General features: G+C 71.2%; 11 protein-coding genes. 10 read left to right on the top strand and 1 reads right to left on the bottom strand.

Features of this window, described 5'->3' with window-relative positions:
• Positions 1 to 231, bottom strand: a 231-nt coding sequence (locus AC2YHJ_RS26560; protein WP_487399207.1) for a hypothetical protein, incomplete at its 3' end; no start/stop codon positions are given.
• A gap of 406 nt (positions 232 to 637) precedes the next feature.
• On the opposite strand from AC2YHJ_RS26560, the gene AC2YHJ_RS26555 reads away from it, so the two are divergent.
• The 10 genes from AC2YHJ_RS26555 to AC2YHJ_RS26510 are packed head-to-tail and all read left to right on the top strand — an operon-like array spanning position 638 to position 12,560.
• Positions 638 to 1,732: an efflux RND transporter periplasmic adaptor subunit gene (locus AC2YHJ_RS26555; protein WP_487399206.1), complete on the top strand. Its 1,095-nt coding sequence runs from the start codon at positions 638 to 640 to the stop codon at positions 1,730 to 1,732.
• Positions 1,729 to 4,788: an efflux RND transporter permease subunit gene (locus tag AC2YHJ_RS26550; protein ID WP_487399205.1), complete on the top strand. Its 3,060-nt coding sequence runs from the start codon at positions 1,729 to 1,731 to the stop codon at positions 4,786 to 4,788. Before AC2YHJ_RS26555 ends, AC2YHJ_RS26550 begins: the two co-directional genes overlap by 4 nt.
• 1 nt (position 4,789) lies before the next feature.
• The gene (locus AC2YHJ_RS26545) at positions 4,790 to 5,263 is read left to right on the top strand and encodes a Na+/H+ antiporter subunit E (RefSeq protein WP_487399204.1); all 474 of its coding nucleotides are present in this window, start codon (positions 4,790 to 4,792) and stop codon (positions 5,261 to 5,263) included.
• Positions 5,256 to 5,534 (top strand): MrpF/PhaF family protein, encoded by a 279-nt coding sequence (locus tag AC2YHJ_RS26540; RefSeq protein WP_487399203.1) that lies wholly within the window; start codon positions 5,256 to 5,258, stop codon positions 5,532 to 5,534. Before AC2YHJ_RS26545 ends, AC2YHJ_RS26540 begins: the two co-directional genes overlap by 8 nt.
• Positions 5,531 to 5,824 (top strand): cation:proton antiporter, encoded by a 294-nt coding sequence (locus AC2YHJ_RS26535; protein WP_487399202.1) that lies wholly within the window; start codon positions 5,531 to 5,533, stop codon positions 5,822 to 5,824. The genes AC2YHJ_RS26540 and AC2YHJ_RS26535 overlap by 4 nt, the downstream gene beginning before the upstream one ends.
• Positions 5,821 to 6,768, top strand: a complete 948-nt coding sequence (locus tag AC2YHJ_RS26530) for a hydrogenase subunit MbhD domain-containing protein (protein WP_487399201.1) — start codon at positions 5,821 to 5,823, stop codon at positions 6,766 to 6,768. Before AC2YHJ_RS26535 ends, AC2YHJ_RS26530 begins: the two co-directional genes overlap by 4 nt.
• Positions 6,765 to 7,052, top strand: coding sequence for an NADH-quinone oxidoreductase subunit K (locus AC2YHJ_RS26525; RefSeq protein WP_487399200.1), 288 nt, complete (start codon positions 6,765 to 6,767; stop codon positions 7,050 to 7,052). Before AC2YHJ_RS26530 ends, AC2YHJ_RS26525 begins: the two co-directional genes overlap by 4 nt.
• Positions 7,052 to 8,527 (top strand): complex I subunit 5 family protein, encoded by a 1,476-nt coding sequence (locus AC2YHJ_RS26520; RefSeq protein WP_487399199.1) that lies wholly within the window; start codon positions 7,052 to 7,054, stop codon positions 8,525 to 8,527. The genes AC2YHJ_RS26525 and AC2YHJ_RS26520 overlap by 1 nt, the downstream gene beginning before the upstream one ends.
• On the top strand, positions 8,524 to 10,143 hold the full coding sequence (locus AC2YHJ_RS26515; protein WP_487399198.1) for a complex I subunit 5 family protein: 1,620 nt from the start codon (positions 8,524 to 8,526) through the stop codon (positions 10,141 to 10,143). The genes AC2YHJ_RS26520 and AC2YHJ_RS26515 overlap by 4 nt, the downstream gene beginning before the upstream one ends.
• A complete protein-coding gene (locus AC2YHJ_RS26510; RefSeq protein WP_487399197.1) occupies positions 10,140 to 12,560 on the top strand; it encodes an AsmA family protein in 2,421 nt (806 codons plus the stop codon). The genes AC2YHJ_RS26515 and AC2YHJ_RS26510 overlap by 4 nt, the downstream gene beginning before the upstream one ends.
• Position 12,561 lies beyond the last annotated feature (1 nt).

The raw sequence follows: 12,561 nt of genomic DNA, 5'->3' as shown, positions 1-12,561 counted from the left end.
CGGTGCAGCGGCGGCGGCGCGCGCCTCCAACTGTTCGAGGCGCCGGCGCATCTCTTCAAGTTGTCGCCGGAGTTCGGCGATCGTGGCCGCGTCGCTGGGCGAGACCTGCGCCTCGCCACGCCCGGGCAGCACGGTGAGCCCCAAACTGCCGGCGAGCAGCAGCGGGGGCATCATTCGCGCCAGGGCTGGCTTGCGCAACCAATGGCCAGGGGCCGCCGCACGCTGCTTCATCGGCTCCTGATCCCCCCTTCGATTCTTGGCACCGTAACGTTAGGAGGGGCGGTCAATGGACAACAATATGATGGCCATGCCGCGGCTGTGCCCAGCGTCCCGCCGAGAAGCGTTCCGATGTTGCAGCCGGGCGCGTGGGACGCACGGTGCAATGGCGGGATGGGGTGCCAATGACGCGATGCGGCAGCCTACCTAGGGTCGCGGCTCCATTGGCAGCATCGTGATGCGAGCCCCGCGCCTCATACCTTTGATTATGATGGCCGAAGGTGACACAGCCCCGGACCTGCCCGATGCACGCTGCCGTGATGGGAGTCATAGTGTTGCTTGCGCCACCACGATGATCCCACGAATGTCCCGTCATCCGCGCCGTCCCGCGATTCCCGAACCCATGACCTCGGAACCTGCCATGCTGTCTCGGCCTTCTCGGCGTCCACCGCTCTGGTCAACGGGCCTGCTCGCGGCCCTGATCATCGCGGGCTGCGATGGCAGCGCCCCGGCGCCCCAGGTGGAGGTCCGGCCGGTCCGGGTGATCACCGTCGAGCACAGTGCCGGCGGCGAGACCGTGTCCCTGACCGGCACGGTGCAGGCCGAGACCGAGGTGAACCTCGCCTTCCGCATCGATGGGCGCATGGTCGAGCGCCTGGTGAATGTCGGCGACACGGTCCGGGCCGGACAGGTCGTCGCGCGGCTGAACCGCGACAATGAGGAGAACGGCCTGCGCGCCGCCCGCGCGCAGCTCGCTGCCGCGCGCGCGCAACTGACCGAGGCCGCCAACAACTACTGGCGCCAGTCCGAGCTGCTGCGCGACGGCTGGACCACCCGTGTGCGCTACGATCAGGCGGCGCAGACGCGGCAATCCGCGCAATCGGCTGTGGATGCGGCCGAAGCGCAGGTCGGCATTGCCGAAACGCGCCTCGGCTACACCGAACTGGTGAGCGACGTGAATGGCCGCGTCACCACGCGCGGCGCCGAGCCTGGAGAGGTGGTGCAGCCCGGCCGGATGATCGTGCAGGTGGCGCGCGACGAAGGACGCGACGCGGTCTTCGATGTGCCGCCGACACTGAAGGACCAGGCGCCGGCCAATCCGGTGATCGACGTCGTGCTCACCACCGATCCTGCCATCCGGACGACCGGCCGCGTGCGCGAGGTGGCACCCCGCGCCGATGCGGTGACTGGCACCTTCCAGGTGCGCGTCGGCCTCGCCGATCCACCGCCCGCGATGCGTCTCGGCGCCACGGTGACGGGGCGGCTGACGCTCGGCTCCAGCGCTGGCTTCTCGATCCCGGCCTCCGCGCTGACGCGGGCGGATCGCCAACCCGCGGTGTGGGTGGTCGATCCGCGCACCGAGACGGTCGCGCTGCGCACGGTCGAACTGGTGCGTCACGATCCCGGCCATGTCGTGGTCGGCACCGGCCTCGAGACCGGTGACATCATCGTGACGGCGGGTGTGCAGGCCTTGCGGCCCGGCCAGAAGGTGCGTCTGCTCGGCGGCGCGCGATGATCGGCCCCAATCTTTCGGAATGGGCGATCGGGCGGCGCTCGCTCGTCATCTACTTCATGATCGTGGCACTGGTGGCCGGCGGCTTCGCCTTCATGAAGCTCGGCCGCAACGAGGACCCGGCCTTCACCTTCCGCACCATGATCGTCTCCGCGGTCTGGCCGGGGGCAACGATCGAGGAAACGCTGCAGCAGGTGACCGAGCGCCTGGAGCGCACGCTGCAGGAAACGCCGAACCTCGAACGCGTCCGCTCCTATACCGTGCCGGGGCAGACGACCATCTTCATCGACCTGAAAGGTGCGACGCCCGCCGCCGTGGTGCCGGACATGTGGTACCAGGTGCGCAGGCGCGTCGCCGACATGCGCCACACCCTGCCGCAGGGGGTGGTGGGGCCCTTCTTCAACGATGATTTCGGCGACACCTTCGGCATCATCTACGGATTCACCGCCGACGGCTTCTCCCAGCGCGAGTTGCGCGACTTCGTCGAGGCGGCGCGATCGCGCCTGCTGCTGGTGCCCGACGTCTCGAAGGTCGAGATCCTGGGCGCGCAGGATGAGCGCATCTTCATCGAGTTCTCGACCGAGCGCCTCGCCGGCCTCGGGCTGAACCATGGCGCGCTGGTCGCGGCACTCCAGGCGCAGAACCTCGTGCGACCCTCCGGCCTGGTGGAGACCGGGCAGGAACGCCTCGCAATCCGCGTCTCGGGCGCCTTCACCAACGAGCAGGACATCCGCAACGTCAATTTCGTCATCGGCGAGCGCATCTTCCGCCTGGGTGACATCGCCGACGTCCGCCGCGGCACCGCCGACCCGCCACAGCCGATGTTCCGCGTCAACGGGCATCCGGCGATCGGGCTCGCGGTCGCCATGCGCGATGCCGGCGACATCCTCGCCCTTGGTCGCAACATCAAGGCGGCGATGGACGAGATCCGCGCCGGCCTGCCCATCGGCATCGAGCCCGTCCTGGTCGCCGACCAGTCGGTGACGGTGGATGAGGCGATCGGCGACTTCACCGACAGCCTGTGGCAGGCGATCCTGATCATCATGGCGGCGTCCTTCGTCGCGCTCGGCATGCGCGCCGGGTCGGTGGTGGCGCTGTCCATCCCGCTGACGCTCGCCATCGTCTTCCCGCTGATGTCGGTCTTCGGCATCGACCTCCAGCGTATCTCGCTCGGTGCCCTGATCATCGCCCTGACACTGCTGGTCGACGACGCGATGACGACCATCGATGCCATGATCCGGCGCTTGGCGGCCGGCGACACCAAGCAGAAGGCGGCGACCTTCGCCTATTCCTCGCTCGCCTCCTCCATGCTGACGGGCACGCTGGTGACGATCGCCGGCTTCGTGCCGATCGGCTTCGCGCGGTCCTCGGCTGGCGAATACACCTTCTCGATCTTCGCGGTGGTCGGCATTGCCCTGATCGTGTCGTGGTTCGTCGCCGTGATCTTCGCGCCGCTGCTGGGCATGGCGATCCTGAAGGCGCCGAAGGCGTCGGCCGAACCGGAGAAGCCAGGCGCGATCCTGCGCGCCTACACCGACTTCCTGACCATGGCGATGCGGGCGAAGTGGATCACCATCGGTTTCACGGTCGTGATGTTCGGCGTCGCCGTCTTCGCCATGCAGTTCGTGCCGCGCCAGTTCTTCCCCTCCTCCGACCGTACGGAACTGCTGGTCGAGGTGACGCTGCCACAGAGCGCCTCGATCTTTGCCAGTGAGGAGGTCTCGCGGCGCCTCGATGCCGCGCTGGCCACCGACCCGGATGTCGAACGCTGGAGCACCTATGTCGGCCGCGGCGCGATCCGCTTCTATCTGCCGCTCAATGTGCAACTCGCGCTGCCCTTCTTCTCCCAGGCGGTGGTGGTGGCCAAGGACCTGCCGGGCCGCGAGCGCCTGCATCGCCGGCTGGAGACGCTGCTGGCAGAAGAGTTTCCCTCGGCCGTTGCGCGCGTCTATCCGCTGGAACTCGGCCCGCCGGTCGGCTGGCCGCTGCAATACCGCGTCAACGGGCCCGATATCGAGCGCGTACGCGAGATCGCGCAGGACGTGGCGAAGCTGCTGGCCGACACGCCCGGCGCGCGGCATGTCCATTTCGACTGGATGGAACCCGCCCGCCAGCTGCGCGTGCGCGTGGATCAGGATGAGGCACGCCGGCTCGGCCTGTCCTCGGCTCAATTGTCCAGCGCGATCAATGCCGCGCTGACCGGGCAGACCGTCACCCAGGTCCGCGACGACATCTACCTGATCGACGTCGTCGCGCGGGCCACCGGCGAGCAACGCCTGTCGCTCGACACGCTGCGGTCGCTGCAGGTGTCGCTGCCAGGCGGGCGGACGGTGCCGCTGACCCAGCTCGCCACATTCGAGCATGCGCAGGAATTCCCCCTGGTCTGGCGGCGGGACCGCGTGCCGACGCTGACCGTCCGCGCCGATGTGAATCCCGGCGTGCTGCCGGACACGGTGGTCGCGGCGCTGCAGCCGCGGATCGATGCGCTGAATGCGCGGCTGGAACGCCCCTACCGCGTCGATCTCGGCGGCATCGCCGAGGAAAGCGCGGACAGCCAGGCCTCGGTCATCGCCGTCGTGCCGATGATGCTCCTGCTGATGTTCACGCTGCTGATGTTCCAGCTGCAGTCCTTCCGCCGGCTGGGGTTGGTGCTGGCGCTGCTGCCGCTCGGCATCATCGGCGTGGTGCTGGCGCTGCTGGTGTTCAACCGGCCGCTCGGCTTCGTGGCGATCCTCGGCATCCTGTCGCTGCTCGGCATGATCGCGAAGAACGCCATCATCCTGATCATCCAGATCGAGACCGACCGTGCCGAAGGCAAGAATGTCTGGGATGCGGTGGTCGCCGCCGCATCGTCGCGCCTGCGGCCGATGCTGCTGACCGCGATCTCGACAGTGCTCGGGCTGATCCCGATTGCGCCCACGGTGTTCTGGGGGCCGATGGCCTTCGCCATCATGGGCGGGCTGATGGTGGCGACGTTGCTGACGCTGGTCTTCCTGCCGACGCTCTACGTCACTGTCTTCGACCGCAAGCCGCCGAAGGCGCAGGCAGCCGAGACCTGACATGATGGCGACGGGGGTCATCCGCTTCGGGCTGCTCCTGCTGCTCTGGGTCGCCATTGCCGGGACGGATCCCCTGGGGCTGGTGGCGGGGGGCGCCGCGGCCACGCTCGGCACCTGGGCCAGCCTGCGGTTGCTGCCGCCGCTCACGGCGCGGCCGCGGCCCGTGGCGCTGGCCGTGCTGCTGCTGCGCTTCCCCTGGCAGGCGCTGAGCGCCGGGGCGGCGGTCGCGGCGCTGGCGCTCGACCCGCGCCGCGGCGCCTCGCCGGCGGTGGTGGCCTGGACGCCGCGCCTGCCGCGGGGCCGCGCGCGCGATGCGTTTCTGGCCTATGCCAGCCTGCTGCCGGGCACCCTGCCGGCCGGGGCTTCAGCGGACGGAACCATCGCCATCCACGCGCTGGATGGCGCGGCCGGCGTCGCGGAGGCGATGACGCGGGAGGAGGCCCGTTTCGCCCGTGCCTTCGGCATCGATGGCTGAATTCTTCCTGGCCGCGGCGCTGGCGGTGTTCGTCACCGTCGCGGCGGGCCTGATCCGGGTGCTGCGCGGACCGACCATCGCCGACCGCATCATGGCCGCCGCGCTGCTCGGCACCGGCGGGATCGCGGCGCTGCTGCTGATCGGCGTGGCAACGGCGACGCCGGCGCTGGCCGATATCGCGCTGACGCTCGCTGTGCTGGCGGCCTTCGCGTCGGTCGCCATGGCACGCACCGCCCCGCCAGCCGACGCGCAAGGCGAGGACGGGGCATGAACCTGCTCCTCGACGCCTTCACCATCCTCGCCGTGCTGGCTGGTCTCGTCTTCTTCGTCGCCGGGACGGCAGGGCTGCTGCGCTTCCCCGATACGGCAAGCCGCCTGCACGCCCTGACCAAGGCGGACCATCTCGGCCTTGGCCTTATCGTGATTGGCCTGCTGCCACGCGCGGATGGGGTCGGCGGTGTGCTGCACCTGCTCGCCATCTGGGGCCTGGTGCTGCTGTCGAGCGCCGCGGTCGGGCCCATGATCGCGCGGCTGACCCGCGCGCAGGACCGGCCGGAATGACCGCCGCGCTGCTCACCGATGCGGTGCTGGCCGCGCCGATCCTTGCATTGGCGCTTGCCAGCATCCTCGCACGTCGCGCCTTCACCGCCGTCACCTTGTTCGTCGCCTATGGGCTGTTGCTCTCCCTCGTCTGGGTGCGGCTTGACGCCCTCGATATCGCGCTCACCGAAGCGGCAATCGGCGCCGGCCTGTCGGGCGTGCTGTTGCTGTGCGGCGTGCGCCGGTTGTCCACCAGCGCCGACAGCCCCGCCGACCCCGCGCCGGGTGCCGCGGTGAAACTGCTGGTCGGCATCGGCTGCGCCGGCGTGACGGCTGCCCTCGGCGCGGCGATCCTGTTGCTGCCCGATCCCGCGCCCTCCCTCGGTCGCGAGGTCGCGGCGCAACTGTCGACGACCGGCCTCGGCAATCCGGTGACCGGGGTCCTGATGTCGTTCCGCGGGCTGGACACGCTGCTGGAATCAGCCGTTGTCGTGCTGGCGGTCATCGCCATCTGGGCGCTCGCACCCGACGGCGGATGGGGCGGCGTGCCGGGGCAGCCGCGATCCGTGCTGGCGGATGGGCCGATCGCGCTGCTCGCGCGACTGCTGCCACCGCTCGGCATCGTCATCGCGGTGCATATCCTCTGGGTCGGCAAGGATGCGCCGGGGGGGAAGTTCCAGGCGGCGGCGATCCTCGCGGCTATGTGGCTGCTGCCATGGCTCGCCGGCCTTGTGAGGCCGCCGCGCATCGCGGCGCCCTGGCTACGCGGCATCGTCGCGATCGGGCCAGCGGTCTTCATCGGCATCGGCCTGGCGGGCGCCGTTCTGGAAGGCGCCTTCCTTGCCTATCCCCCCGGCTGGGCGTCACCGCTGATCATCGTGACCGAGATCGTGCTGACCGCCTCCATTGCCGTCGCGCTCGCCCTGCTGGTGATGGGACCGCCCGAAGCGGAGCCACGCCGATGAGTGCAACGCTGTTCGGCCTGATGGGCGCGGCGCTGGTTGGCATCGGGCTATTCGGCCTGATCGTCCGGCCGGAGCCGCTCCTGCGCATCCTCGCCTTCAACCTGCTCGGCGGCGGGGTCTTCGTCGTCTTCGGCGTGGTGGCGCGGCGCGGGGCGGGCGCCGGCTTCGGCGGCGATCCGGTGCCGCAGGCCATCATCCTGACCGGCCTGGTCGTTGCCTTCGCGGCGACGGCGCTGGCGGTCGCGCTGGTGCTGCGCCTCGCCGACCGAGGGGATCGGCCCTGATGGCCTGGGGTGCCCTGCCGATGCTCGCGGTGATGCTGCCGGTGCTCGGCATGATCGCCGCACTGCCGCTCGGGGCGCGGGGCGCGGAACGGCTGACGCTGGCGCTGGCGCCGGTCGGACTTGCGGTCGCGATCGGCATCGCGGTGGTGGTGCAGGTCTCTGGTGCGCCGCTGTGGCATGTGCTGGGGCATTGGGCGCCGCCGCTCGGCATCGCCTTCCGGGCGGATGGGCTTGCCGCGGCGATGATGGTCACGACGGCGCTGGTGATCGGCGCGACCGCGATCTTCGCACGGGGCGATTTCGGCACCGCGCCCGGCGCGCCGGAAACGCGCCGGGCCTTCGCCTTCTGGCCGCTGCTGCTCGCGCTATGGAGTGCGATCAACCTCCTGCTCGTCGCGAACGACCTGTTCACGCTGTATGTCGGGCTCGAATTGCTGACCTTCGTGGCGATGCCGCTGGTCTGTCTCGACGGCAGCCGCGCGACGCTGGAAGCGGCACTTCGCTACCTGATGTTCGCGCTGCTCGGCTCGGTGCTCTACCTGCTTGGCGTGGCGCTGATCTATGGCGCCTGCGGGACGCTCGACATCGTGCTGCTGTCGCAGCGTGTGGCGGGACAGCCGGCGGTGGTCATCGCCATCGCGATGATGACGGCGGGGCTGCTTGCCAAGACCGCGCTGCTGCCGCTGCATCTGTGGCTGCCGCCGGCCCATGCCGGCGCACCGGCGGCGGGCAGTGCGGTGCTGTCCGCGCTGGTGGTCAAGGGATCCTTCGTGCTGGTGCTGCGGCTGTGGTTCGGCGTCATGGCCGGGCAGCCCATGCCGGGGGCGGCGCAGATCCTTGCCGGGCTCGGTGCGGCGGCGATCCTGCTCGGTTCCGTCGCCGCGCTCGCACAGCCGAGGCTCAAGCTGCTCGTCGCCTACTCCACGGTCGCGCAGATCGGCTACCTGTTCCTGATGTTCCCGCTGATCGCCGCCGCACCGGGAGAAGTCGCGGCCAAGGCCTGGACCGGGGGCTTGGTGCAGGCGGTCTCCCACGCCTTCGCCAAGGCCGCGATGTTCCTCGCTGCCGGCATCATGGCGGCGCGCTTCGGCCATGACCGCATCGCCGATATCGGCGGCGCGGCACGCATCATGCCGGTGACGCTGCTGACCTTCGGCCTGTCGGGACTATCGCTGATGGGGGTGCCGCCCTCCGGCGGCTTCGCCGCGAAATGGCTGCTGCTGAGCGCGGCCATCGGCGCCGGGCAATGGTGGTGGGCGCTGGTCATCCTCGGCGGCGGACTGCTGACCGGCGGTTACGTCTATCGCGTGCTCGCCGCTGGGCTGCGGGCGGGGGAGGGGCCGGCGCCGGCCCCGATCCTGTGGCAGCGGGATGGGATCGCGCTCGGCCTTGCCGTGCTGTCGGTGGTGCTCGGCTTCCTGCCATTGGCCGCCTTCGGCCTGGTGCAGGTCGGGCGGCTGGACGTGCTGCTATGAACGCGCTGCTGCTCGCCGCCACGCCGCTGGCGCCGCTGATTCTGCTCGCGATCACGGCGGTGCCGGCGTGGCGTGATCGCGCGCTCGGGCTGCTGTGGATCGCGCCGCTGCCGGGGCTTGCCTGCGCGGTGGTCGCCGCCGGAGGCGATCCCTTCATCGTCTATGCGCGGGTGCGGCTGACGCTGGCGCTCGACCAGCCCTCCGCGCTGCTGCTCGGGGCCTGTGCGCTGCTGTGGTGCGCCGCGTCGGTCTATCTGCGCGCCTATGTCGAACGCGACGCGCAATGGCGCTTCGCCGCCTGGTGGCTGCCGACCATGGCGGGCAGCCTCGGTGTCTTCGTCGCGGGCGACCTGGTCGGCTTCTACTTCGTCTATGCACTGGCGAGCCTACCGGCCTGGGGCCTCGTCATCCACGACCGCACGCCGCGCGCCTGGGCCGCCGGTGCGACCTACATCCTGCTGACGGTGATCGGGGAGGCCGCCCTCCTCGCCGGCTTCGCTCTGCTCGCCGCTTTCACGCCGGGCGACAGCCTCGCCATCGCGGATGTGCTGCCCGCGCTCGCCGCCGCGCCGCTGCGCGACCTCGCCATCGGCTTCCTGGTCGTCGGCTTCGGGATGAAGGCCGGGCTGGTGCCGCTGCATGTCTGGTTGCCGCTCGCGCATCCGGCCGCACCCATGCCGGCCTCGGCAGTGTTGAGCGGCGCCATCATCAAGGCCGGCATCATCGGCCTGATCCGCTTCCTGCCCATGGAAGCGACGTCCGCAGGCTGGGGCCAGGCGCTGGCGGTGGTCGGTTTCATCACTGCCTTCTGGGGTGTCGCGGTCGGCATCACCCAGCGCAACCCGAAGACGGTGCTCGCCTATTCCTCCATCAGCCAGATGGGCGTGGTGGTGGCGGCGATCGGCATGGGGCTGGCGGGCGGGATCGGCACCACGCCCACGGCGGCGGGCTTCTACGCTTTGCAGCATGTGCTGGCGAAGGGCGCGCTGTTCCTGGCCGTCGGCGTCGCGGCCGTGGCCGGCGGGCGGGTGCGGTGGCTCGTGATCGGGCCGGCCGTGCTGCTGGCGCTCGGCTTCGGCGGCATGCCGCTGACCGGCGGGTGGTTGGCGAAGGAAGCGGTGAAGACGGAACTCGGCGAGGGCCTTGTTGGCATCCTGTCCGCGCTGTCCGCCGCGGGTTCGACGCTGCTGATGCTGCATTTCACGCGGCGGCTCGCGGCGGGTTTCCCTGAGGATGCGGTTGCGCGGCCGCCCCGCGGCATGCTGCTGCCATGGCTCGCGATGGCCGTCGCCGCGGTGATCGTGCCCTGGCTGCTTTTCACTACCGTCGCCGGGGGGACATGGGCAGCGGTTCTGACCCCCGCCGCCTGGGCCAAGGCGCTGTGGCCGGTCATGCTCGGCGCCCTAGCGCTGTGGTCGCTGGCGCGCTGGGGCGACCGCCTCCCGGCGATACCGGAAGGCGACATCATCCATCCGGCACGGCGGATGATCCGCGCCACGGCGCCGCTCGGCGCAGCGCTGGCGCGCGGGGAGGCTGTGCTGCGCGGCTGGACGGCAGCGGGCCTCGCGCTGCTGGTGCTGACCCTCGCGCTCGGCCTCGCCATGGTTGCGCCATGAAGCGCGGCCTGCGCATCGCCGCGCTGGTGGTGCTGGGCCTTGTCCTGCTCGGCGGCGCGGCGATCATCGCGCTGCAGGTCGCGATCGCACGCGGCGCGCTGACGAATGAGATCGGCGTCGCGCTGGATCGCGCCACCGGCCGCACCGTCACGCATGGTGGCATTTCCGTGCGGCTCGGCCTGTGGCCACGCATCGCCATCGCCGATGCGACGGTAGCGAACATCCCGGGCGGGTCGCGGCCCGCCTTCGCCCGCATCGGGCGCCTCGAGGTGACGCTGGCCCTGCTGCCACTGCTGTCGGGCCGCGTCGAGATCGACAGCCTGCTGCTGGCGGATGCGGAGATCGTCGTCGAGCGCGATGCCGAAGGCCGGCCCAACTGGGCCTTCGGCAGGGGCGGGAGCGGTTCCCCGGCCGGAGGCCTGAGCATCGCCGCGATCGACATCGAATCCTCCCGCATCCTGATGCCCGGTGGGGCGGTCTCGGTGGTGGAGATCCGGTCGCTGCACATCGCGCGCGATGAGCCGGACGATCCGCTCGAACTGCAAGGCGACATCGTCATCGATGGGGAAGCGCTATCCGTCAGCGCCGAACTCGGCCCCGAGGCGGACGGCACAATGCCGCTGGAGGCAACGGTCCGTGGCGAGGGCTTGCGCATCGCGGCGCGCGGCACCTGGCCGCGCGCGATGAGCCAGCCGGGCTGGTCGTTGGTGCTGGAAGCCGAGGCCGAAGCCGGCGCCACGCAACGCGTGGCGAAGCGGCTGCGACGAACGATCCCGGCGCTGGGGGAGGTTGGCCTGGCGGCGCGGCTCGGCCCTGGCGCGCAGGCGCCGACGGTCTCGGAACTGACGCTGCGCCTCGGCGCGACGGACCTCGCCGCCCTGCTGCCGGGCTTGCGGCTGTCGCGCGGCGAATTGCGCGCCGCCAGCTTCGATGGGCCGGCAACCCTGTCCGCCCAGGGCCAGAGGGGCGGCGCCGATCTCGGCCTCGTCGCGACCCTGCCGTCGCTGCGCCGGATGGCGGAAGCGAGGCCGGAGGAAAGCCTGCCGGTCGAGGCGGTGCTGACCTCGGGCCGTGCACGGCTCGCCTTGTCCGGGCCGGTCCGGCGCGACCTCGATGTCGGCGCCACGGCCTTCGATGCGCGGCTGACGACGCCGGATTTCACGCTGGTCGGCCCGGCGCTAGGCATCGCTTTGCCCCGTGTCACCGGCGTGACCGCGCATGCCCGGCTCGGCGGCCTGTTCACGCGCGAATTGCGGCTGGATGCGCTGACGGTCGCGGCCGATGCGCTCGACATGGAGGGCGAGCTCGCCATCGCGCTGGGTCAGCGCACGGCGTTCCGCGGACGCCTGTCGGCGCGGCGGGCTGATCTCGACGCCTTGCTGGGCGGCAATGGCGCGCCGGTGCGGCGGCGGACATCCGCGTCGGCGATCCCGGACGTCGCGCTGCCGGTCGATGGACTGCGCGGCGCGGATGCGGCGCTGCGCCTGTCCGCCGCGCAGATCACCGCTGGCGGGGTGGCCTGGCGCGATGCCAGCGCGACGCTGGCCTTGGCGAATGGCCGGCTGACGCTTGATCCGCTGCTCGTCACCACACCGGGCGGGCCGGTCGGCGGGCGGGCAATGTTCGATGCCGGCGCGCGGATGCCGCGGCTGGAATTGCGGCTCGACAGCCGGGGTCGCGGACTCGACCTCGCCTCGCTGCGCCGGACCTTCGGCGTGCCGGCGGGCTTCGATGGCAGTGCGGAACTGGCGCTCGACCTGCATGGCCAGGGCGCGACGACGCGTGCTGTGCTCGCGACGCTGTCGGGGGAAGCCGGCATCGCCATGGTCGGCGGGCGCTTCACCGGCGCCACGGCGCTGCGCATCGGGCCGGACCTCGCACGCGCGCTGATGCCGCGCGGCACGCCGGCCGGCGGCGTGGCCATGCGCTGCCTGGCGTTGCGCCTGTCGGCCGAGGACGGCGTTGCGCGCAGCGAGACCTTGCTGATGGAAGGCGATTTCGGGCGGATCGACGGCACGCTCGCCGTCAATCTGCGCAACGAGACCATCGCGGCGCGGCTGCTGCCCGATATCCGCCTGATGGGCGTGACCGTCCGCGCCCCGGTGACCGTCGGTGGCACGTTCATGGAACCGCGCGTGGGCGTGGACCCCGGCGCGGCCGTCGCGCGCGTCATCGGCGACACGGTGGCGAACCGGCTGTGGCGCAGCAGCACGGTCGAATTCCTGCGCGACGCGACCGGCAGCACGCCACCGGGCGGCGATTGCGGGCCGGCGCTCACGCTCGCGCGGCTTGGTCGCATCGGGCCGATGCCCGAGGCCGCAGCGACGCCGATCCCCCTGGTCCCGCGTGAGATCCAGGGCGCCGCTCAGGAGGTGGTGCGCGGCATCGGCGGGTTGCTGGGCGGGCGGCGGCGCTGAG

This window comes from Roseomonas sp. SRI_022 (genome assembly GCF_057586215.1).
Note: the sequence above shows the minus strand (reverse complement) of the source record. Positions and strands in the feature narration are given on the sequence as shown.